The 20,470-nt window shown below is 70.6% G+C and carries 20 protein-coding genes; 15 read left to right on the forward strand and 5 right to left on the reverse strand.

The features are described 5' to 3' along the window. Positions 1-56 precede the first annotated feature (56 nt). The gene (locus tag ACWFR4_RS27050) at positions 57-941 is read right to left on the reverse strand and encodes an RNA polymerase sigma factor SigF (protein WP_453468508.1); all 885 of its coding nucleotides are present in this window, start codon (positions 939-941) and stop codon (positions 57-59) included. 262 nt (positions 942-1,203) lie between these two features. Here ACWFR4_RS27050 and ACWFR4_RS27055 point away from each other — a divergent pair, with 262 nt between their 5' ends. The 6 genes from ACWFR4_RS27055 to ACWFR4_RS27080 all read left to right on the forward strand — a co-directional run bounded on the left by ACWFR4_RS27055 (position 1,204) and on the right by ACWFR4_RS27080 (position 6,692). Then, complete coding sequence (locus ACWFR4_RS27055) at positions 1,204-1,572, forward strand: STAS domain-containing protein (protein ID WP_453468503.1); 369 nt, start codon at positions 1,204-1,206, stop codon at positions 1,570-1,572. A 214-nt stretch (positions 1,573-1,786) separates the two neighbouring features. Next, positions 1,787-2,308, forward strand: coding sequence for an ATP-binding protein (locus ACWFR4_RS27060; protein ID WP_453468504.1), 522 nt, complete (start codon positions 1,787-1,789; stop codon positions 2,306-2,308). A gap of 194 nt (positions 2,309-2,502) precedes the next feature. Continuing rightward, complete coding sequence (locus tag ACWFR4_RS27065; RefSeq protein WP_453654972.1) at positions 2,503-3,204, forward strand: LPXTG cell wall anchor domain-containing protein; 702 nt, start codon at positions 2,503-2,505, stop codon at positions 3,202-3,204. 52 nt (positions 3,205-3,256) lie between these two features. Further along, entirely contained in the window at positions 3,257-4,222 is a 966-nt protein-coding gene (locus tag ACWFR4_RS27070) for a COG1470 family protein (protein WP_453654974.1), read from the forward strand. Further along, the gene (locus ACWFR4_RS27075) at positions 4,219-5,352 is read left to right on the forward strand and encodes a hypothetical protein (RefSeq protein WP_453654976.1); all 1,134 of its coding nucleotides are present in this window, start codon (positions 4,219-4,221) and stop codon (positions 5,350-5,352) included. The genes ACWFR4_RS27070 and ACWFR4_RS27075 overlap by 4 nt, the downstream gene beginning before the upstream one ends. A gap of 38 nt (positions 5,353-5,390) precedes the next feature. Further along, positions 5,391-6,692 carry a hypothetical protein gene (locus ACWFR4_RS27080; protein WP_453468509.1) on the forward strand — a complete coding sequence of 434 codons (1,302 nt, stop codon included), beginning with the start codon at positions 5,391-5,393 and terminating at the stop codon, positions 6,690-6,692. 85 nt (positions 6,693-6,777) lie between these two features. On the opposite strand, the gene ACWFR4_RS27085 is transcribed toward ACWFR4_RS27080, so the two are convergent. After that, complete coding sequence (locus ACWFR4_RS27085; RefSeq protein ID WP_453465366.1) at positions 6,778-8,265, reverse strand: peptide MFS transporter; 1,488 nt, start codon at positions 8,263-8,265, stop codon at positions 6,778-6,780. A gap of 491 nt (positions 8,266-8,756) precedes the next feature. Here ACWFR4_RS27085 and ACWFR4_RS27090 point away from each other — a divergent pair, with 491 nt between their 5' ends. Together ACWFR4_RS27090 and ACWFR4_RS27095 are read left to right on the forward strand one after the other, a co-directional pair. Further along, complete coding sequence (locus ACWFR4_RS27090) at positions 8,757-9,434, forward strand: response regulator transcription factor (RefSeq protein WP_100597941.1); 678 nt, start codon at positions 8,757-8,759, stop codon at positions 9,432-9,434. A gap of 15 nt (positions 9,435-9,449) precedes the next feature. Then, complete coding sequence (locus ACWFR4_RS27095) at positions 9,450-10,724, forward strand: ATP-binding protein (RefSeq protein WP_453465368.1); 1,275 nt, start codon at positions 9,450-9,452, stop codon at positions 10,722-10,724. A 30-nt stretch (positions 10,725-10,754) separates the two neighbouring features. Here the strand turns inward: ACWFR4_RS27095 and ACWFR4_RS27100 are convergent, their stop codons facing one another. After that, positions 10,755-11,294, reverse strand: a complete 540-nt coding sequence (locus tag ACWFR4_RS27100) for a GtrA family protein (RefSeq protein WP_453465370.1) — start codon at positions 11,292-11,294, stop codon at positions 10,755-10,757. A 123-nt stretch (positions 11,295-11,417) separates the two neighbouring features. On the opposite strand from ACWFR4_RS27100, the gene ACWFR4_RS27105 reads away from it, so the two are divergent. From ACWFR4_RS27105 to ACWFR4_RS27115, 3 genes are read left to right on the forward strand one after another with little or no spacing between them, the layout of a single operon-like run. Beyond that, positions 11,418-12,581 carry a 5-(carboxyamino)imidazole ribonucleotide synthase gene (locus ACWFR4_RS27105; protein WP_453465372.1) on the forward strand — a complete coding sequence of 388 codons (1,164 nt, stop codon included), beginning with the start codon at positions 11,418-11,420 and terminating at the stop codon, positions 12,579-12,581. Then, complete coding sequence (purE, locus tag ACWFR4_RS27110; RefSeq protein ID WP_453654978.1) at positions 12,578-13,105, forward strand: 5-(carboxyamino)imidazole ribonucleotide mutase; 528 nt, start codon at positions 12,578-12,580, stop codon at positions 13,103-13,105. Before ACWFR4_RS27105 ends, purE begins: the two co-directional genes overlap by 4 nt. 5 nt (positions 13,106-13,110) lie before the next feature. Then, the gene (locus ACWFR4_RS27115) at positions 13,111-14,298 is read left to right on the forward strand and encodes a dipeptidase (protein WP_453654980.1); all 1,188 of its coding nucleotides are present in this window, start codon (positions 13,111-13,113) and stop codon (positions 14,296-14,298) included. A gap of 424 nt (positions 14,299-14,722) precedes the next feature. Here the strand turns inward: ACWFR4_RS27115 and ACWFR4_RS27120 are convergent, their stop codons facing one another. Then, entirely contained in the window at positions 14,723-15,085 is a 363-nt protein-coding gene (locus tag ACWFR4_RS27120) for a VOC family protein (protein ID WP_453465377.1), read from the reverse strand. A 91-nt stretch (positions 15,086-15,176) separates the two neighbouring features. Between ACWFR4_RS27120 and ACWFR4_RS27125 the strand changes: the two genes are divergently transcribed. After that, on the forward strand, positions 15,177-15,677 hold the full coding sequence (locus ACWFR4_RS27125; RefSeq protein ID WP_355686395.1) for a CGNR zinc finger domain-containing protein: 501 nt from the start codon (positions 15,177-15,179) through the stop codon (positions 15,675-15,677). 4 nt (positions 15,678-15,681) lie between these two features. Here ACWFR4_RS27125 and ACWFR4_RS27130 read toward each other — a convergent pair whose 3' ends face one another. Beyond that, on the reverse strand, positions 15,682-17,025 hold the full coding sequence (locus tag ACWFR4_RS27130) for a UDP-glucose dehydrogenase family protein (RefSeq protein ID WP_453654982.1): 1,344 nt from the start codon (positions 17,023-17,025) through the stop codon (positions 15,682-15,684). A gap of 172 nt (positions 17,026-17,197) precedes the next feature. Between ACWFR4_RS27130 and ACWFR4_RS27135 the strand changes: the two genes are divergently transcribed. The 3 genes from ACWFR4_RS27135 (at position 17,198) to ACWFR4_RS27145 (ending at position 20,464) form a co-directional block, all read left to right on the forward strand. Next, positions 17,198-18,355, forward strand: coding sequence for an acyl-CoA dehydrogenase (locus ACWFR4_RS27135; protein ID WP_326712659.1), 1,158 nt, complete (start codon positions 17,198-17,200; stop codon positions 18,353-18,355). Between the two features lie 235 nt (positions 18,356-18,590). Further along, entirely contained in the window at positions 18,591-19,976 is a 1,386-nt protein-coding gene (locus ACWFR4_RS27140; protein WP_453465381.1) for a hypothetical protein, read from the forward strand. Continuing rightward, positions 19,973-20,464 (forward strand): hypothetical protein, encoded by a 492-nt coding sequence (locus tag ACWFR4_RS27145; RefSeq protein ID WP_453654983.1) that lies wholly within the window; start codon positions 19,973-19,975, stop codon positions 20,462-20,464. The genes ACWFR4_RS27140 and ACWFR4_RS27145 overlap by 4 nt, the downstream gene beginning before the upstream one ends. Positions 20,465-20,470: the final 6 nt, after the last annotated feature.

The following is a 20,470-nucleotide window of genomic DNA, read 5'->3' on the forward strand; positions in this document are numbered from 1 at the left end:
GTCGCCTCCGCGCTGCATGCGCGGAGGCGATGGAGGTCATGGCTCCGGCGTGACGGCTATTCCTCGAGCGTGAGGCCCTTGCGCAGGCGTACCAGCGTGCGCGACAGCAGCCGGGACACGTGCATCTGGGAGATGCCCAGCTCCTCACCGATCTCCGACTGCGTCATGTTGGCGACGAAGCGCAGGGAGAGGATCTTCCGGTCCCGGGACGGGAGTTCGGCGATCAGGGGCTTCAGGGACTCGACGTACTCGATGCCCTCGAGCCCGTGGTCCTCGTACCCGATGCGGTCCGCGAGCGCGCCCTCGGAGTCGTCCTCCTCGGGCTGTGCGTCCAGGGAGCTGGCCGTGTAGGCGTTGGAGGCGGCCATGCCCTCGACGACCTCGTCGTTCGTGATGCCCAGGCGCTCGGCGAGCTCGCCCACCGTCGGTGCGCGGTCGAACTGCTGGGCGAGTTCGTCGCCCGCCTTGGCAAGGTCGAGACGAAGCTCCTGGAGCCGCCGCGGAACGCGAACCGACCAGGACGTGTCACGGAAGAAGCGCTTGATCTCGCCGACGATGGTCGGCATCGCGAACGTGGGGAACTCGACGCCGCGGCTCAGCTCGAAGCGGTCGATCGCCTTGATCAGGCCGATCGTGCCGACCTGGATGATGTCCTCCATCGGCTCGCTGCGGGAGCGGAACCGGGACGCCGCGAACTTCACCAGGGCGAGATTGAGTTCAACCAGCGTGTTGCGGACATACGAATACTCGTGGGTGCCCTCTTCGAGGGACTCCAGCCGCTCGAAGAGCGTTTTGGACAGGGCCCGGGCATCCACGGGGCCCACCTCGTCGAAAGGCGGGATCTCCGGCAGGCCGGCCAGGTTGTCGAAGGTCTCGTGTTCCGGTGGGGGTGTCGACGTCGACGCCTGGTCAGTACGCGATTCGTCGAGCCGGGGTGACATGATGTCCTCCATCGTTCTCGGCATATGGCTGCCGGTGCCAATTCGTGCACTGCGGTGTGCGGCGCCTCCAAAGCCGGCCGTGGTCGATAGCTGTCCTTACTAGGCCTACCCGCTTTTACGCTCCGCCCGCAAGTGCGTTCTGTGCGTAAATGTCCGATTCCTAGGGGTTGTTCGGGTACCGGAGGGCATACTGAAGGCGTAGTGTTCGAGGGCGTCAATGAACAGCCACGACGGTCGAGCAGACTCGGAAGAGAGAGACGTCATGGACCGCGGGACAGTCGGCAGCGCGCATCGGGGCCGGCTTCTGGTCGAGGTGCGGGAAGAGGGCGCCAGCGCCGTCGTGACTCCGGTGGGTGAGCTGGATCACCACACCGCCGATCTATTGCGAGAACCCCTGGAGAGCTGTCTCACCGCCGGATTCTCACGGCTGGTGATCGACTGCTCACGGCTTGAGTTCTGCGATTCGACCGGGCTCAATGTGCTGCTCGGCGCCCGCCTCAAGGCGGAGGCCGCCGGCGGCGGAGTCCATCTGGCCGGGATGCTGCCCGTGGTGGCCCGGGTCTTCGAGATCACCGGCGCGGAAGCCGTCTTCACCGTCCATGAGTCGCTGAGCGCGGCTCTCGAGGACTGACAGGACGCGTACGCAGGTGAAGCACGGAAGTTACGCGTCAGTTGTCTCTACGTGATCGAGGCGTTACCAGCGTCACACCAGCCATGCCGAACAAGTGGGTGTTCTCACGGATCGGTCGGGCAGGAGACATGCTGGGTCCGACGCCGGACCACGCCGCCACGGCGGATCTTTTCCACACATCACACGTCAAGAGTCTCGGTGAGGTGAAGTGCTGATGGGCACCACCCGGCCTTACTCGCCGGGCGACCGCGGCCCGGAGCCGGAAGCCGCCGGCGAAACCGGTGGCACGCCAGGTCTGCCCCCCGTCGACGTCGGGCGGGCAGCCGGGCACCAGAGCCGCAGGCTCAGCCTCGCCGGGGCGGCCGGCATCGTCCCCCTGGCTCGTGACTTCACCCGCGAGGCGTTGCACGCGTGGGGCTGGATGCCGGCGGACACCGCCGACCGGAGAGCCGCCGCCGAGGACGTCCTGCTCGTCGTCTCCGAGCTGGTCACCAACGCCTGTCTGCACGCCGAGGGCCCCGAGGAGCTGCGCATCTCCTGCGACAGCAAGGTGCTGCGCATCGAGGTCTCCGACCGGGGGTCCGGGCAGCCCGCGCCCCGGACCCCGCACCGCGCAGGCCGCCCCGGAGGGCACGGGATGTTCATCGTGCAGCGCCTGTGCGTGGACTGGGGGGTCGTCAGGACCGCGGGCGTCCCCGGCAAGACCGTGTGGGCCGAAGTCGGGGCGCCCGCCTGACGGGAGCCCTTGGGGGGCCTGGGGTTACCCCGGGTTCGCACGTCTCTTCGCACGCGCCGGATCCCATCGGATCCGGCGCACACTTATGTCTTCCCTCGACAAGGTCCCCGGCGTACCTTGAGCGCCCAATCTGATGTGCCGTCAGTAACTTGGCGCGTGCCACTCAGGAACTCCCGGCATGAGGGGAACTCGAGGTGTCGTACCGGACGTACCAGAAGCGAACGGCAGCGCTCGCGCTGGCCGCGGCCCTGGCCGGCTCCGGGGTGCTGATGGCCGCCCCCGCAGCCCAGGCCGATGTGCAGGACGTCAACTACCAGTGCAAGACGCCGATCGGGAACAAGGGAGCGGTCTCCCCGATCGACATCAAGGGCGTGAAGAGCGGCAGCGGCTACAAGATCACCATGTCCTTCCAGAAGGGCGTCTCGTCCAGCCCGGTCGAGCTCGGCAAGGGCGCCATGAAGCCCAGCGCCGTCATCAAACTGGGCGGCGCGGAGACCGGTTCTCTGCCGGTGTCCGGGCCGCCGAACGCCGAGGCGGTCCCCGCCAACACCCCCATCAAGATCAGCGACCTGTCGGGCACCTACACCCCCGCGAAGAGCGGCAAGGTCACCTTCACGGCGGGTGTCCTCACCATCAAGGCGCTCGGCACCACGACCACGTGCACACCCGCGAACAGCCCGAAGCCGTCACTGACCCTGGACGTCAAGTCGGCCGGAGGCGGCGGCACTTCGGGCGGATCCTCGGGCGGATCGCAGAGCAACCCGTCCGGCGGCGAACTGCCGCAGACGGGACCCGAGGACTCCGCGATCGCGCTCGGCACCCTCGGCGGCACGGTGCTGCTCGCGGGCGCCGCGGGCGTGCTGTGGCTGACGCGGCGCAACCAGGCGGCGCGCTGACCTCGGCGGCCGTGCCCGTCCGACATCCGTACGTGACGACCTGGAGCCGCCGATGCCGTCCAGTCCCCGGGCCCGCGCCCGCCTGCGCGCGCTGTGCGGGGCCGCCGTCCTGCTGACATCGGGGGCGGGGGTCCCGGCGGCCGCGGCCGGCACGGCGCCCGCCTGGTCCGTCTCGCCGTCGGCCGGCGGCGGCACCAGGCCCGCGCAGGACGGGCGCCCCTACTTCTACGCGGAGGGGGTGCCCGGCGCCGTGCTCCAGGACAAGGTGGCCGTCACCAACCCCGGCGGCCGCGCCCTGACCGTACGGCTGCGTGGCGCCGACGCCGACAACACCGGCACCGGCGCCCTCTCCCTGCGCACGAGGTCGACCGACACGGGCGCCTGGATCACCTTCGCCCGGCGCGAGGTGAGGATCCCGGCGCGCACCCGCGCCGAGGTGCCCTTCACCGTCACCGTCCCGGCCGACGCCACACCCGGCGACCACCCGGGCGCCGTCGTGGCGAGCGCGAACGGGCGGGACTCCGGGGTCAGCGTCCATCTGCGGGTCAGCGGCCCCACCCTCTCGGCGCTCACCGTCGAGCGGGTCCGGGTCGCCGGCGGCCGGATCTCGTACGACCTCGTCAACCGCGGCAACACCGTCCTGACCCCGAGGCTCGCCGTGCGCGCCGACGGCGTACTCGGCCGGGCGCTCGACCGGCGCCCGCGCACCCTGCCGGTCGAGCTGCTGCCGGGCCGCCGCGTCACCCTCAGCGAGCCCTGGAAGAACGTCCCCGCCCTCGACTCGGTCCGGGTGCGGCTCACGGTCACGGCCGGGGGCGGAGCGCACGACGAGGCGACGGCGACGAAGCGGTTCGTGCCGTGGGCGGCGGTCGCCGGAACGTGTGCCGTGATCCTGGTCGCCGGGGGCGCGGCCTTCTGGTTCGTACGCCGACGGCGGCATGCGAACGGCGGCAATGGCGGCAACGGCGCGAACAGCGGGAACCACGGGAGCCAAGAGATCCAAGGGAGTTGGTCATGAACCGCCGCCACCGCTGCGGGCCCCGGCTGTGGGCGGCAGCGCTCGTCCTCGTCACCGCGCTCGGCCTCGCCGCCCTGCCGCTGCAGGCCGCCTCCGCCGCCGAGGGGCCGGCCGTCACCCTCTCCAAGTCCCAGGCGGGCACGGGCGGTTCGATCACCGTCGGCGGCTCGGGCTGGCGTCCCAAGACGCTGCTCATGATGCTGATCTGCGGCCAGTCCGAACCCGGCCGGGGAGTCATCGGCGGCACGAACTCCTGCGCCAACGCCGACGGCCGCGCCGTCACGACCGGGGACAAGGGCACCTTCAGCAAGAAGCTCCCGGTCGCCGAGCCGCCCGTGCCCTGTCCGTGCGTCGTCCACGTGGCGACCGTCACCGGCGACAAGGCGCAGGCGGACGTGGTGTTCAAGGTCGCGGGCCATCCGGTCCAGGCACTCCCCGCGCAGTCGGACGGCGGCGGCAAGCTGTCCGTCCTCACCGACACCCGGCTCGACGGTTCGAGCGGCGTCCTGACCTGGTTCGGCGCGCCGGCGTCGCGCACCTTCGTCTTCACCGTCGGCAACGTCGGCTCGGCCCCCCTCAAGGACCCGGTCTTCCAGGTCGGCACCTCCCACGGCGTGTTCGCCCCGCAGTGGGAGGACCAGCAGTGGCGCGGCACGATCGCCCCCGGCAGGAAGGCGCAGATCAAGCTGCCCGTCGAGCTCACCTCGGGGGCGCACGGCAACTACCTCGTCTCCCTCAAGTTCGGCGGCAAGGTCCTCGCCGAGCAGCCGTGGGGCGTGGGCCGCCCCTGGGGCGTGACGCTCTTCTGGATCCTGCTCTGCGTCGTCCTACCGGCCGCCGTGTTCCGGATCGGGATGGCCGTCGTCGACCGCGTACGCCCTCGGCGGTCCGGCGGCGCGGGCCGGCACCGGGGCGCGCTGCGCTTTCCCGAACTGCCCGCGCGCGTACCGAAGCTGCGCCTGTCCGAGTCCTCCCGGCGCGTCGCGAGCCCGCCGCGCGACACCACGGGAACCGGCACCCACACCACTACGGCCCTGCCCTGGTTCACCCCGGACACCGATCCGGGCGCACCGGCCGGTCAGCTCTCCGCACCGTCAGACAACAGCCCGACAACGAAGGGAAACACGTGAGCACCCAACGGAGAGTGAGCGCGGCCGGCGTCGCCCTGATGCTGGGCGGTGCGGGCCTCCTGCTCGCCGCCGCACCGGCACAGGCCGCCGAGGTCGCGTACAAGACCGAGTGCATCCCGCCCGCGATCTCCGGTATGGACCCCGTGCACGGCACGACGAAGGTGGAGATCACGGCGCCCGCGGAGGCGAAGGTGGGGGACGAGGTGGAGGTCGTCTGGAAGACGACACAGGCCGCCTCGGACAACCCCGGCGTCATCGACCTGGAGAAGGACACCGTCCAGCCGACCGGCACGGTGAAGGTGGGCGGCGCGCAGACCGCGGATCTGGCGGTGGAGGGCCCGCGCAGCAACCCGCCGATCAAGAAGAACAGCCCCATGGTGCTCTCCGACATGAAGGGCAAGATCAAGCTGACGGCGCCCGGCGAGGTGACGCTGACCCCGGACAAGTACAACATCAACGTCAGCAAGCCGATCTCGACGGACACCAAGTGCTCGCCCGAGGAGACCGTGAAGCCCGGAGCGACCATCAAGGTCACCGACGCGGGCGGCGCCACCACGGGCGGGCTGCCCACCGGCCTTCCGACGGGCGTGCCCACCGGGCTCCCGACGGGTCTGCCGACCGGGCTTCCCACGGGCGGCACCAGCGGCGGCGGGACCACCGGCGGCTCCTCCGCCGCGGGCGGCAGCGACACCGGTGGCAGCGGCGGCGGGAAGAGCGACTTCACCGGCAAGGAAGTCCAAGTCCCCTACAAGTGCAAGACGCCCATCGGCAACAAGGACGCCACGTCGCCGGTGCAGATCAACGCGAAGAAGGACGGCGGGAATTACGGCCTCACGGTCCAGTTCAAGAAGTCCGTCATGGACAGCCCGGCCGACATCCCGAAGGACTCGGTCAAGCCGTCGATGGAGGTGAAGCTGGGCGGCGCCGACAAGGGCACCGTCCATGTGGAGGGCCCGACGAACGCGGAGCCCATCAAGTCCGGTGAGCCCATCAACATCCCCGACCTCACGGGCACCTACAAGCCGGGCGCCGACGGCAAGTCGACCCTGTCACCCGGCGTCCTCACGGTGAACGCCCTCGGCACGACGACGACGTGCACCCCGTCGAAGTCGGAGGTCTCCCTGGAGATCGACACGGCGGCCCAGCCGGGCGGCGCGGCCGGCGGCTCGGGGTCGGCCGGCGGCTCGGCGGGCGGCGCGGACACGTCCGGCGGCCTCGCGGAGACAGGCTCCTCGAACGACGGCGTCCTGCGCGCCCTCGGCCTGGTCGCGGGCACGGTGATCCTGCTGGGCGGAGCGGTCTTCACGTTCCTGCCGAAGCGGCGGGCCCGGCTGCGCTGACCGGGGACACCCCGTAACGCCGAAGGGCCGCCGCACCGGATCCGGTGCGGCGGCCCTTCACACATGTGCAGGCCGGGCGGAGCGACTAGCGGACGTCGCCCATGAGCTCCTTGACCTTCTTGCGGTACATGAACACCGCGCCACCCGCGATCACCGCGAGTGCGGCCTCCAGGGCCACGACGCCCGAGCCGTTGAGGTCGGCGCCGTAGGTGGAGAGCAGACCCGTCACCGCGTCGCCCGCCGTCACCGCGAGGAACCAGACACCCATCATCTGGGAGCCGTACTTCGCCGGGGCCATCTTGGTGGTCACCGAGAGGCCGACCGGGGAGAGCGTCAGCTCGCCGACCGTCTGGACGAAGTAGATCAGGACGAGCCACCAGGGGCTGACCTTGCCGTCGCCCGCGGCCGTCAGCGGCAGCAGGAAGACGAAGAAGGAGATACCGACGAGGGCCAGACCCAGCGAGAACTTGGTGACCGTGCTCGGCTCCTTGCCCTTGCGGGCCAGCGCCAGCCAGATCATGGCGGCGACCGGGGCCAGCGCCATGATGATCACCGGGTTCACGGACTGGAACCAGGAGACCGGGAAGTCCCAGCCGAAGACGCTCGTGTTGGCGTGACTGTCGGCGAAGATCGACAGGGTCGAGCCACCCTGGTCGTAGATCATCCAGAAGACGGCGGCGGCGACGAAGAACCAGATGTAGCCGGAGACCTTCGACTGCTCGGCGCTCGTCAGTTCCTTGTCGCGCTTGATGCGGCCGAGGACCATGATCGGGACGATCAGGCCGATCAGCATGAGCGGGACCATCACCCAGTTCAGGGTGTAGGTGCCGGTGCCCACGACGATGCCGTAGAAGACGACCGCGATGAGCAGCCAGATCATCGACTTCTTCAGCGTGGCGGCACGCTCGGCGGCGTCCAGCGGCTTCGGGACGACCGACGACTTCTCCGACAGGTGGCGGGTGCCCAGCAGGAACTGGGCGAGGCCGATCGCCATGCCGACCGCGGCGAGCGCGAAGCCGATGTGCCAGTTCACGTTCTGGCCGACGGTGCCGATGACCAGCGGCGCGGCGAACGCACCGAGGTTGATGCCCATGTAGAAGACGGTGAAGCCGCCGTCACGACGCGGGTCGTCGGGGCCGTTGTAGAGGTGGCCCACCATCGTCGAGATGTTGGACTTCAGCAGACCCGAACCGACGGCCACGAAGAGCAGACCGACGTAGAAGACGCCGTTCGACGGGACGGCCAGCAGCAGGTGACCGAGCATGATCACCACACCGGCGATCGCGGTCGTCTTGCGCGGACCCCACACGCGGTCGCCGAACCAGCCACCGGGCATGGCGAGCAGGTACACCGTCGAGACGTAGACGGAGTAGATGGCGATCGCGGTGGCCGCGTCGAGGCCGAGCCCCTCGGGGGCCACCAGGTACAGCGGAAGCAGGGCGCGCATGCCGTAGTAGGAGAAACGCTCCCACATCTCGGTCATGAACAGAGTGGCCAGACCGCGAGGGTGGCCGAAGAAGGTCTTGCCGCCGGAGGGTGCCCCGGTGGATTCCTTCGTCAGGCTGGTCGCCATGGAAGATCCTTGCTGGTACGGGTCGCGGGTCGTGGGTGACCGGGCGGCCAGTGGGGGGTGGCCGGCACCGGGACCTGCCGTCCTCCTCCCCACGCCCACAGGGGAGCGCCTCCGCGTGCGAAGACGCATACGGAGACCAGGTACGGCTGTCCCGGGATCCACACCCCGTACGCGTCATAGCGTCGGGGTCCGGCCCACAGGTCATTCCTTCATGCTGGTTGGTAACCAGCTCGCACATGAAAGAGACCTTCGGCGCGCGGTGCGCTCCAAAGGTCGTTCTTTAGTGCATCAGGCGTTCAGTCACCATACGACACGACAGTGCGGCATATGGAAGGACTTGAGACATGGATCACAGGTCTTGACGGAACCGTGCGCGCGGATTCGAAGGCATTCCCCAGGATCTCATCCCACAGCCGCAGGCCCGCCCGGCCAGGTCGCGGCCCTGGTGGATCGCCCCCCGGCCGCGGTCCGGCGCGGACTACCATCACTGCATGACCCGTGTACTGCTCGCCGAGGACGACGCGTCCATCTCGGAGCCCCTGGCCCGTGCCCTGCGCAGGGAGGGTTACGAGGTCGAAGTGCGTGAGGACGGCCCGACCGCGCTCGACGCCGGACTTCAGGGCAGCATCGACCTCGTCGTACTCGACCTGGGGCTGCCCGGCATGGACGGCCTCGAGGTCGCCCGGCGGATGCGCGCCGAGGGGCACACGGTGCCCGTCCTCATCCTGACCGCCCGCGCCGACGAGGTGGACACCGTCGTCGGCCTGGACGCCGGCGCCGACGACTACGTCACCAAGCCGTTCCGCCTCGCCGAACTGCTCGCCCGCGTACGGGCCCTGCTGCGGCGCGGCGCCGCCGAGCCCCAGCAGCCGCCCGCCACGCACGGCGTCCGCATCGACGTCGAGTCGCACCGCGCGTGGATGGGCGACGAGGAACTCCAGCTCACCGCCAAGGAGTTCGACCTGCTGCGGGTCCTGGTGCGCGACGCCGGCCGCGTCGTCACCCGCGACCAGCTGATGCGCGAGGTCTGGGACACCACCTGGTGGTCCTCGACGAAGACCCTCGACATGCACATCTCCTGGCTGCGCAAGAAGCTCGGCGACGACGCCGCCAATCCCCGCTACATCGCCACGGTGCGCGGCGTCGGCTTCCGTTTCGAGAAGAGCTGACGTACTGGTACAGCTATGCGCCGCCGTCTGATCAACTCCACGCTCGCCGTCGTGCTCGTCGTGATCGCTGTCTTCGGGGTCTCGCTCGTCATCGTCGAGACCCGCACGATCACCAACAGCGCCCAGGAGCGGGTGGACTCCGAGGCGGTCCGGCTCGTCAGCATCGTCGACAGCCGGCTCCTCGGTGACGAACAGGTCACCGGCGCGATCCTGAGGAACCAGGTCGGCCCCGACCGGTACGCCAGGATCGAGCTGCCCGGGCACGCCCCCATCCAGATCGGGGAGCGCCCCGCAGGGGAGGTCATCCAGGCCACCGCCAAGGGCGAGAAGGGCGAGACGGTCACCGTCGAGGAGCCGCGCTCCTCCGTCACCCGCGAGGTCGGCCGCACGCTGCTGATCATCGCCGGGGTGGCGCTGCTCGCCGTCATCGCCGCGGTCCTGCTCGCCGTACGCCAGGCCAACCGGCTCACGTCCCCGCTCACCGACCTCGCCTCCACCGCGGAGCGCCTCGGCTCGGGCGACCCCCGCCCCCGCCACCGCCGCTACGGGGTGACCGAGCTGGACCGGGTCGCCGACGTCCTCGACTCCAGCGCCGAGCGGATCGCCCGCATGCTGACCGCCGAGCGGCGCCTGGCGGCCGACGCCTCGCACCAGCTCCGTACGCCCCTCACGGCGCTCTCCATGCGCCTGGAGGAGATCACCGTCACCGACGACCTGGACACGGTGAAGGAGGAGGCGACGATCGCGCTCGCGCAGGTCGAGCGCCTCACGGACGTCGTGGAGCGGCTGCTGACCAACTCGCGCGACCCGCGTACCGGGTCCGCGGTCTCCTTCGACCTGGACGAGGTCATCAAGCAGCAGCTGGAGGAGTGGCGCCCCGCCTACCGCAGCGCGGGCCGCGCCATCGTCTCCTCGGGCAAGCGGCATCTGAAGGCCGTGGGCACGCCGGGCGCCGTCGCCCAGGTCCTTGCCGCACTGATCGAGAACTCGCTCATGCACGGCGGTGGCACCGTCGCGCTGCGCACCCGCGTCACGGGCAACCAGGCCGTCGTCGAGGTCACGGACGAGGGGCCGGGGGTGCCGGGGGATCTGGGTGCGCGGATCTTCGAGCGGACCATCAGCGGCCGCAACTCGACGGGTATCGGCCTCGCGGTCGCACGGGACCTGGCCGAGGCGGACGGCGGCCGCCTGGAGATGCTCCAGACGAACCCGCCGGTGTTCGGGCTGTTCCTGTCGCGTACGCCGCTGAAGAAGCCGGCGCCCGGTGGTGGGCCCGAGACGGTCCGCTAGCCGGCTGGCCGGTGCCTGGACCGGGCCTGGTCAGCGGTGGGTGCGCTGCACGTCGGAGCGGCGGTCCTCGCGCCCGTCCGGCCCGTCCCGGCCGTCCCGGGTCTCCAGGAACGATCCAGCGCGGGTGACGGTCTCGTGGGGCAGGGTCTTGAAGACCCACGTGCGGTACGACCAGAAGCGGAACAGCGTCGCGATGCCGATGCCGATGACCTTGAAGAGGTTGCGCTGGAGCGAGCTGTCCCAGCCGAAGCCGTAGATCGCCACGTACAGGACGCCGTTCTCGATCACCAGGCCGACCGCGCTGAACGCCAGGAAGAGCGAGAGCTCCCGCGTCCGGCCGCTCTTGTCGCGGTCACGGTAGGTGAAGTAGCGGAACCCCACGTAGTTGAAGGCGATGGCGATGACGGTGGCGATGATGTTGGCCCGCACGGCCTGAAGGTTCGTGGTGTGCCACAGAAAGTTGGAGACCCCGAAGTTCACCAGGGTTCCGAGCGCGCCCACGGCACCGAACTTGGCGACCTCGCGGCCGAGCCGGTCGAGCCGCGCACGCCATGTGACAGGTCCGTTCATCGTGCTTGCCCCAGCCCCCGTAGATTCCGATATATCGACCCCGTCATGCTAACCAGGCGGCTGGTCGGGCGCCTGGGGACGCCGGTAATCCTGGCACCGCGGGGCGGCCGATACTCTGGGGGTGTGACGTTCCCGGTAGTCGGCATGGTCGGCGGGGGGCAGCTCGCTCGTATGACACACGAGGCGGGCATCCCGCTCGGCATCAAGTTCAAGCTCCTCAGTGACACTCCTCAGGATTCCGCGGCGCAGGTGGTCAGCGATGTCGTCATAGGCGACTATCGCGACCTGGACACGCTGCGTGACTTCGCGCGGGGCTGTGACGTGATCACCTTCGATCACGAGCACGTGCCCACAGAGCACCTGCGGGCCCTGGAGGCGGACGGAATCCCCGTTCGCCCAGGACCCGATGCTCTGGTGCACGCCCAGGACAAGGGTGTGATGCGCGCGAAGCTCACGCAGATCGGTGCTCCCTGTCCGCGCCACCGCATGGTGAAGGACCCCGCCGACGTGGCGGCCTTCGCGGCGGAGGGCGCTGCTGACGGCGATCCCACCAGTGACGGGTTCCCCGTGATCCTCAAGACGGTGCGCGGCGGCTACGACGGGAAGGGGGTGTGGTTCGTACGGTCCCTGGAGGACGCGGCCGAGCCCTTCAAGGCCGGCGTCCCCGTCCTCGCGGAGGAGAAGGTCGACTTCGTACGGGAGCTCGCGGCCAATGTCGTCCGCTCCCCGCACGGCCAGGCCGTGGCCTACCCCGTCGTCGAGTCCCAGCAGGTCGACGGCGTGTGCGACACGGTGATCGCGCCCGCCCCCGGCCTCGACGAGGATCTCGCCCTGCGCGCCGAACAGCTGGCCCTCGGCATCGCGAAGGAGCTCGGTGTCGTCGGGCATCTCGCGGTGGAGCTCTTCGAGACCCGCGACGGCCGCATCCTCGTCAACGAACTGGCGATGCGCCCGCACAACTCCGGCCACTGGACCCAGGACGGGGCCGTGACCTCGCAGTTCGCGAACCACGTCCGCGCCGTCCTCGACCTCCCCCTCGGCGACCCGCGCCCGCGCGCCCCCTGGACGGTCATGTGCAACGTCCTCGGCGGCGACTACCCGGACATGTACTCCGCGTATCTGCACTGCATGGCCCGTGACCCGAAGCTCAAGATCCACATGTACGGCAAGGACGTGAAGCCCGGACGCAAGGTCGGCCACGTCAACACCTACGGCGACGACCTGGACGACGTGCTGGAGCGCGCCCGTCACGCAGCCGGCTACCTCAGAGGAACGATCACCGAATGAGCACGTCCCCTGTCGTTGGCATTGTCATGGGTTCCGACTCCGACTGGCCCGTCATGGAGGCCGCCGCCCAGGCTCTCGACGAGTTCGAGATCCCCTACGAGGTGGATGTCGTCTCCGCGCACCGCATGCCGCGCGAAATGATCGCGTACGGCGAGCGCGCCGACGGCCGCGGCCTCAAGGCGATCATCGCGGGCGCCGGGGGAGCCGCCCACCTGCCGGGCATGCTCGCCTCCGTGACCCCGCTGCCCGTCATCGGCGTCCCGGTCCCGCTGAAGTACCTCGACGGCATGGACAGCCTGCTGTCCATCGTGCAGATGCCCGCGGGCGTCCCCGTCGCCACCGTCTCCGTCGGCGGCGCGCGCAACGCGGGCCTGCTCGCGGCCCGCATCCTCGCCACCCACGACGAGGAACTCCTCGGCCGCATGCGGGAGTTCCAGCAGGAGCTCAACGACCAGGCCACGGAGAAGGGCAAGCGACTGCGGGCCAAGGTCGAGGGCGCGTCCGGCTTCGGCTTCGGGAAGTGACCGCGATGACCACCTCCCTGGAGCGGGCCCGCGCGATACTCGCCGACTTCCCCGTCGTCGACGGCCACAACGACCTGCCGTGGGCACTGCGCGAGCAGGTCGCGTACGACATCGACGCGCGTGACATCGCCGTCGACCAGAGCGCGCATCTGCACACCGACCTGGCCCGGCTGCGGGCCGGCGGGGTCGGCGCGCAGTTCTGGTCCGTGTACGTGCGCTCCGACATGGCCGGCGACGTGGCGGTCAGCGCCACCCTGGAGCAGATCGACTGCGTCCAGCAGCTGATCGAGCGCTACCCGGCCGACCTGCGCCGCGCGCTGACGGCCGCCGACATGGAGGCCGCCCGCACCGAGGGCCGGATCGCGTCCCTCATGGGCGCCGAGGGCGGCCACTCCATCGACAACTCGCTGGCCACGCTGCGCGCGCTGCACACCCTGGGCGTGCGCTACATGACACTCACGCACAACGACAACATCGCGTGGGCGGACTCGGCGACGGACGAGCCGGGCGTCGGCGGACTCTCGCCCTTCGGCCACGAGGTCGTACGGGAGATGAACCGGGCCGGCATGCTCGTCGACCTCTCGCACGTGGCGGCGACCACGATGCGGGCCGCGCTCGACACGTCGGTCGCGCCGGTGATCTTCTCCCACTCGTCCTCGCGCGCCGTGTGCGACCACCCGCGCAACATCCCTGACGACGTCCTGGAGCGGCTGCCCGCGAACGGCGGCGTCGCGATGGCCACGTTCGTGCCGAAGTTCGTCCTCCAGGCCGCCGTCGACTGGACGGCCGCCGCGGACGACAACCTGCGCGCGTACGGCTTCCACCACCTGGACACGTCGGCGCAGGCCATGAAGCTCCACCGCGCCTTCGAGGAGGAGCACCCGCGCCCGGTCGCCACCGTCTCCACGGTCGCCGACCACCTCGACCACATGCGCGAGGTCGCCGGCGTCGACCACATCGGCATCGGCGGCGACTACGACGGCACGGCGTTCCTGCCGGACGGCCTCGGCGACGTCTCGGGCTACCCGAACCTGATCGCGGAGCTCGTCGACCGCGGCTGGTCGGACACCGACCTCGCCAAGCTGACCTGGCAGAACGCGGTACGGGTCCTCGGTGCGGCGGAGGACGTGGCCCGGGACGAGCAGGCGCGGCGCGGCCCCTCGAACGCGACGCTCGACCAGCTCGACGGCTGAGCGACCAGCTCGACGGCTGGGCGATCGGGCTCGACGGCTGGGCGACCTGCAGAAACCTCCGGAGTGATGCTGCTCCGGAGGTTTGGGGGCCCGGTGTCGCCGAACGCGCGGCCCATCAGGTGGCTGCGGGCCATGCGTGTGAGGGCGAACGCTACTGCCGACACCGTCGACGCCCGGAGCTTTGCCATGGCAGACCTGCAGGACGAACTGACCGCCACCTCCGAGATGCGCGAGCTCACCGAGCTCGGTCGACACCGACATCCCGCGACTGCGTGACGGAGGCGTCGGCGCCCTTCTGTGGGGCAACGTCCAGCGCGTCCTGCGCGGGACGGAGTTCGCGGCGCGGTCAGCCGCGCTGCGCCGCCCGCCGTCGACGGCGAGGATCGAACGCCTCGACACGTGACGGGCGGGCAGGGGAGCGGACTCAGCAGGCGCACAGGCAGAACGGGTGCCCTGCCGGGTCCGCGTAGACCCGCCAGGTGCGCGAGCGGTCCTCCGCGTCGAGGACCCTCGCGCCCAGGGCCAGTACGCCCTTCTCCGCGGTGTCGAGGTCCTCGACCGTGAGGTCCAGGTGGAACTGCTGCGGCCGGTCGGGCGCGGGCCAGGCCGGCGGTACGAAGTCGGGTGCCGCCTGGAACGCGAGCGGCCGGCCGCCCGATACTTCCAGGTCGACCCATGTGCCGTCGTCGCTCGTCACTTCGCCGCCTAGCACCTCCGCGTAGAAATCGGCGAGCGCGCGCGGTTCGGGACAGTCCAGGACGACGACACCCAGCGTGGCGAGAGCCATGACATCTCCTCGGTGTGAGGGTTACCCGTAGAGGCCTTCATAAGGTAACCGCGTTACTGCATGCTCCCGCAACAGAGGTAACGTCGCAACCATGAACGACCGCGTGCCCGCACCCGGGGGACTGGCCCTGATCCAGGACCTGGTGAACACCCTCGACATCGAGACGGGCGCCGACGCACTCGACACGGAGAAGGGGCGCGAGGCGCTCGGCCTCACTCAGGAGGAGGCGGAACCGGCGCGCGAACTGCGCGAGTCGCTGCGCGTCGCCTGCCTCGCACACGGCGGACACGCCCCCCACCGCTCGGTGACACCCCTGCACCGGCTGCTCGCCGAGGCCCCGCTCCTGGTCACCGTCGACGCGACGGACGGCTCGGCCTCTCTCGCGCCGGCGGACCCGCACGCTCTCGTCTCCCGCGTCGCGGCGGCGATCGCCCAGGCGCACGCGGACGGCACCTGGCCCCGCCTGAAGGCCTGCGAGGCCCCCGACTGCCACTGGGTGTACTACGACCGCAGCCCGGCGGGCCGCGGTCGCTGGTGCTCGATGGCGGTGTGCGGAGCGCGCGCCAAGATGCGCCGCTACCGCGCGAAATAGAGGCTCAGGCAGCCGGGCGGCCCATCGCCCGGTACGTCCAGCCGGCTTTGCGCCACAGCACTGGGTCCAGCGCGTTGCGCCCGTCGAGGATCAGCCGCGTACCGGCCAGCTCGCCGAGTGCCGCCGGGTCCAGCTCGCGGAACTCGCGCCACTCCGTCAGGTGCAGGACCACGTCCGCGCCCCGCACGGTCGCCTCGGCGGACTCCGCGTAGCCGAGCGTGGGGAACAGGCGCCGCGCGTTGTCCATGCCCTTCGGGTCGTAGACCGTGACCTGGCCGCCCTGGAGGTGGATCTGCCCGGCCACATTCAGCGCGGGGGAGTCCCGTACGTCGTCGGAGTCAGGCTTGAACGTGGCGCCGAGCACCGCGACCCGCTTGCCCAGGAACGAGCCGCCGCCGAGCGCCTCGCGGGTCATCTCGACCATCTGGCCGCGGCGCCGCATGTTGATGGAGTCGATCTCGCGCAGGAACGTCAGCGCCTGGTCGGCGCCCAGCTCACCGGCGCGCGCCATGAACGCGCGGATGTCCTTGGGCAGACAGCCGCCGCCGAAGCCGATCCCGGCCCGCAGGTACTTGTTGCCGATCCGCTCGTCATGGCCGAGGGCCTCCGCCAGCTTCGCCACGTCGCCGCCCGCGGCCTCGCAGACCTCGGCCATCGCGTTGATGAAGGAGATCTTCGTCGCGAGGAACGAGTTGGCGGCCGTCTTGACCAGCTCGGCCGTCGGGAAGTCCGTCACCACGAACGGCGAGCCCTGCCCGACCGGCGTCGCGTACACCTCGCGCAGGGTCTTCTCGGCGCGGTCGCTGCGCACGCCGACCACGATCCGGTCCGGGTGCAGGGTGTCGCCCACCGCGAAGCCCTCGCGCAGGAACTCCGGGTTCCAGGCCAGCTCGACCTCGGCGCCCGCGGGCGCCAGCTCCAGGATGCGGGTCGCGAGGCGCTCGGCGCTGCCGACGGGCACCGTCGACTTGCCGACGACGAGCGCCGGCTTGCTCAGGTGCCGGGCCAGTGACTCCACCGCGGCGTCGACGTACGACATGTCGCAGGCGTACTCGCCGTGCTTTTGCGGGGTGTTCACGCACACGAAGTGGACGTCACCGAACTCGGCGACCTCGGCCCAGTCCATGGTGAAGCGCAGCCGCCCGGTCGATCCCTCGATCCCGGCGACGTGCTTGCGCAGCAGTTCCCCGAGACCGGGCTCGTACATGGGGACCTCGCCCCGTGTGAGCATCTCGATCTTCTCGGGCACGACATCGAGCCCGAGCACCTCGAAGCCGAGTTCGGCCATGGCGGCGGCGTGTGTGGCGCCGAGGTAGCCGGTGCCGATCACGGTGATCTTCAAGGCCATGAGAGCTCCAGAGGTGTACGGCTGCAGTGCGGCCCCGAGCATAGTCGGGCGTGACGGGGGCCCTCACAGGGCACGTTTCCGCTGTCGTGTAGCTCACGTATCCCTCAGGTGGGCAGAGGCATAAAATTTGGGTTACTTAACGGTAATTAGCGTCCTTGGAGCGTGAGTCACCTTGGCAGGTTCGCCCGAATTCGACCTGTACCGTCCGGCCGAAGAGCACGACATGCTCCGCGAGTCCGTGCGGGCCCTGTGCGAGGCCAAGATCGCGCCGTTCGCCGCGGCGGTGGACGAGGAGGCGCGTTTCCCGCAGGAGGCCCTCGACGCACTCGTCGCCAATGACCTTCAGGCCGTGCACGTACCGGAGTCCTACGGCGGCGCCGGGGCCGACGCCCTCGCGACCGTCATCGTGATCGAGGAAGTGGCCCGCGTCTGCGCCAGCTCCTCCCTCATTCCGGCCGTGAACAAGCTGGGCTCGCTGCCCGTCATCCTCTCCGGCTCCGAGGAGCTGAAGAAGAAGTACATGACGCCGCTCGCCAAGGGCGAGGGCATGTTCTCGTACTGCCTCTCCGAGCCGGACGCGGGTTCGGACGCGGCGGGCATGAAGACGCGCGCGGTCCGCGACGGCGACTTCTGGGTCCTCAACGGCGTGAAGCGCTGGATCACCAACGCCGGCGCCTCCGAGTACTACACGGTCATGGCCGTCACCGACCCGACCAAGCGCTCGAAGGGCATCTCCGCCTTCGTCGTCGAGAAGTCCGACGAGGGCGTCTCCTTCGGCGCCCCGGAGAGGAAGCTCGGCATCAAGGGCTCCCCGACGCGCGAGGTCTACCTCGACAACGTCCGCATCCCCGCGGACCGCATGATCGGGGAAGAGGGCACCGGCTTCGCCACGGCGATGAAGACCCTGGACCACACCCGCGTCACCATCGCGGCCCAGGCCCTCGGCATCGCCCAGGGCGCCCTCGACTACGCCAAGGGCTACGTCAAGGAGCGCAAGCAGTTCGGCAAGCCGATCGCCGACTTCCAGGGCATCCAGTTCATGCTCGCCGACATGGCCATGAAGATCGAGGCCGCCCGCGCCCTGACCTACCAGGCCGCGGCCAAGTCGGAGCGAGGCGACGCGGACCTCACCTTCCAGGGCGCCGCGGCCAAGTGCTTCGCCTCGGACGTCGCCATGGAGGTCACCACGGACGCCGTCCAGCTCCTCGGCGGCTACGGCTACACCCGCGACTACCCGGTCGAGCGCATGATGCGCGACGCGAAGATCACGCAGATCTATGAAGGCACGAACCAGGTCCAGCGGATCGTGATGGCCAGGAACCTGCCGTAGTCCAGACCCCTGAAGCAGCCCCCGGCGCCGTGCCGGGGGCTGTTCTGCGTCCGGCCGATCTCGCCAACTCCCAATGCGGCAAGGACCGTACGCGGTCTGTGACGTGTGTCGTACGCTGTGCGCCTGTGGTCGCGTCCTGAGGGGCGCGGGCCGCGTGGGGCCGGGGGGCCGCCGTACCTGCGGGCCGGCTCGTGACGCGCACTCCCGGTGCCTACAAGGGAGTTGGGGGATGGTCATGGGGGGCCTGACGGACCGGCACGTGGTCGGCCAGCGGATCGGTGACCTCGCCGACGAGCGCGGGCTCGCACCGAGAGCCGAGGAACTCCAGGCGCTGGCCAAGGCGTTGCGTGCCGCAGACGCCGACGGCCTCGGCACCTGGGCCGACCTCGACCTGCTCGCCGCGTACGGGCGGCCCGAGAGCGTGGCGGTCGATCCGGCCGTCGAACACAAGGCGTGGGGCTGGCTGGAGGCCGGGCTCGGGGCGCTGGTCTTCCTGCCGCTGCTGTTCACCTGGCACGGCCTGACCCAGGCGTCCAGCGCGTACGGGGCCCTGACGGGCGACAACCCGAAGGCAGCGGCGCGGCCCTTCCTCCAGCTGTGGCAGTCCGGGTTCGAGGGACACCTCGCCGGGCTCTACACCTTCGGCACGGTCGCGATGAGCGCGACGGTCGCGATCGCCGTGCTGTTCGCCCTGGCGCTCGTACACAGCTTCCGCAAGGCGGCGGTCGACCGTCGCGAGGAAGCCGCGCGCCGTGCCGCCGAGCAGCTGATGGCGCGCCTGGTGCCGGCCCTCAGCCGTGCCCAGCTCGTCCTCAACGAACACCGGATGTCGTCCCCGGTCAGGTTCGCCGCCGAGCTGACCGGCGCCGCCAAGACGCTGACCCGGCTCGGCAACCGGGCCGCGAAGACCAACGCCGAACTCGCCGCCGCCGCCGAGACGGTCGGTGCGGCGCTCAAGGAGGCGGAGCGCCAGCTGGGCGCGGTCGGCACCTCCGTACGGCCGCTGGAGGAGGCTGCCGGACGGATCGAGACGGCCGTCAGCGGCAGTGGCGCGATGGTACGCGAGGCGCTCGATGAGGTCCGGGCGGTGAACGGTGAGGTCCGCGACAGCCTCGGCAGGGCCGGGGAGCGCGTCGAGGACTCCGTGACCGTACTCGCCGCCTCGCAGCGGTCGTTCACCACCGGCATCGAGGTCGCCGCCGATGTGTCGGCGCAGGTTCTGGGGCGCCTCGACGCCGCCGCGGAGGAGTCCGCGCGGCTGTTCGCCGCCGCCGAGGAGGCGGTACGGGAGTCCCGGAAGGTGGCGGAGGAGACGCAGGACGCCGTGCGGGACTCGCAGAGCGCCGCGCAGGAGACCCAGACCGTGGTGCGGGCGATGGCCCAGCAGGCCGGTGCCCTGCGCGAGACCGCCGAGAAGTTCGCGCAGCTGGTGGCGGTGGCGCAGAACTCCGGGGGAGTCGGTGTGCCCGTCCCCCGGCCGCCGGAGGGCGCGCCGTCGGCGCCGCCCGTACCGCCGTGGCCCGCGCGCGGTGTGGATCTCGGCAAGCCCGGCGACGCGGGTGAGGCCAGGGGGCACTCCGTCGAGGACGCCGTGCCGGGCCGGCCGGGCTCCGCGGGATGAGGGCGCGCAGGTTCAACCCGCTGCACCTGGCGGGCTGGCTCTTCGCCGACATGCTGCTGGTCCTCGCGCTCGTCGCGATGGGCGACCAGGGCGACCCCCAGGCCGCGGAGGCCGGACCGACGCCCTCGGCGTCCGCGAGCGGTAAGCCCACGCCGTCGAAGAGCCCCGAGCACAAGGGCCCGCGCGCGGTGACCCGTACGCCCGTCAAGGTGTCCATCGACGCCGCTCAGGGGGACCGGGACCGTATCGAGGAGCGGCTGCGCGCGGTGACGGAGAAGTACCGGGGACGGCAGGCGGCATTCGTCCTCACCTTCGGCCGCAACAGCGACCCGGGCGCCGGAGGCGCGTACGCCCACCAGGTCAACTCGCTGCTGACGAAGGCCCGTCCGGACATGTTCAGGAACGCGACCACCCGCGACTTCTGGAAGGGCGCGGCCACCGGGGGCCATGCCGACATCGAGATCTACTTCTACACCTACGCGAACTGACGACAG

The sequence above is a fragment of the Streptomyces sp. NPDC055140 genome, assembly GCF_053607285.1.

What these genes read in the sequence shown, in the direction of transcription:
- ACWFR4_RS27050 (WP_453468508.1), bottom strand. Translation starts at nt 941, where the DNA reads ATGTCACCCCGGCTCGACGAATCGCGTACTGACCAGGCGTCGACGTCG.
- ACWFR4_RS27055 (WP_453468503.1), top strand. Translation starts at nt 1,204, where the DNA reads ATGGACCGCGGGACAGTCGGCAGCGCGCATCGGGGCCGGCTTCTGGTC.
- ACWFR4_RS27060 (WP_453468504.1), top strand. Translation starts at nt 1,787, where the DNA reads ATGGGCACCACCCGGCCTTACTCGCCGGGCGACCGCGGCCCGGAGCCG.
- ACWFR4_RS27070 (WP_453654974.1), top strand. Translation starts at nt 3,257, where the DNA reads ATGCCGTCCAGTCCCCGGGCCCGCGCCCGCCTGCGCGCGCTGTGCGGG.
- ACWFR4_RS27075 (WP_453654976.1), top strand. Translation starts at nt 4,219, where the DNA reads ATGAACCGCCGCCACCGCTGCGGGCCCCGGCTGTGGGCGGCAGCGCTC.
- ACWFR4_RS27080 (WP_453468509.1), top strand. Translation starts at nt 5,391, where the DNA reads ATGCTGGGCGGTGCGGGCCTCCTGCTCGCCGCCGCACCGGCACAGGCC.
- ACWFR4_RS27085 (WP_453465366.1), bottom strand. Translation starts at nt 8,265, where the DNA reads ATGGCGACCAGCCTGACGAAGGAATCCACCGGGGCACCCTCCGGCGGC.
- ACWFR4_RS27090 (WP_100597941.1), top strand. Translation starts at nt 8,757, where the DNA reads ATGACCCGTGTACTGCTCGCCGAGGACGACGCGTCCATCTCGGAGCCC.
- ACWFR4_RS27095 (WP_453465368.1), top strand. Translation starts at nt 9,450, where the DNA reads ATGCGCCGCCGTCTGATCAACTCCACGCTCGCCGTCGTGCTCGTCGTG.
- ACWFR4_RS27100 (WP_453465370.1), bottom strand. Translation starts at nt 11,294, where the DNA reads ATGAACGGACCTGTCACATGGCGTGCGCGGCTCGACCGGCTCGGCCGC.
- purE (WP_453654978.1), top strand. Translation starts at nt 12,578, where the DNA reads ATGAGCACGTCCCCTGTCGTTGGCATTGTCATGGGTTCCGACTCCGAC.
- ACWFR4_RS27115 (WP_453654980.1), top strand. Translation starts at nt 13,111, where the DNA reads ATGACCACCTCCCTGGAGCGGGCCCGCGCGATACTCGCCGACTTCCCC.
- ACWFR4_RS27120 (WP_453465377.1), bottom strand. Translation starts at nt 15,085, where the DNA reads ATGGCTCTCGCCACGCTGGGTGTCGTCGTCCTGGACTGTCCCGAACCG.
- ACWFR4_RS27125 (WP_355686395.1), top strand. Translation starts at nt 15,177, where the DNA reads ATGAACGACCGCGTGCCCGCACCCGGGGGACTGGCCCTGATCCAGGAC.
- ACWFR4_RS27130 (WP_453654982.1), bottom strand. Translation starts at nt 17,025, where the DNA reads ATGGCCTTGAAGATCACCGTGATCGGCACCGGCTACCTCGGCGCCACA.
- ACWFR4_RS27140 (WP_453465381.1), top strand. Translation starts at nt 18,591, where the DNA reads ATGGGGGGCCTGACGGACCGGCACGTGGTCGGCCAGCGGATCGGTGAC.
- ACWFR4_RS27145 (WP_453654983.1), top strand. Translation starts at nt 19,973, where the DNA reads ATGAGGGCGCGCAGGTTCAACCCGCTGCACCTGGCGGGCTGGCTCTTC.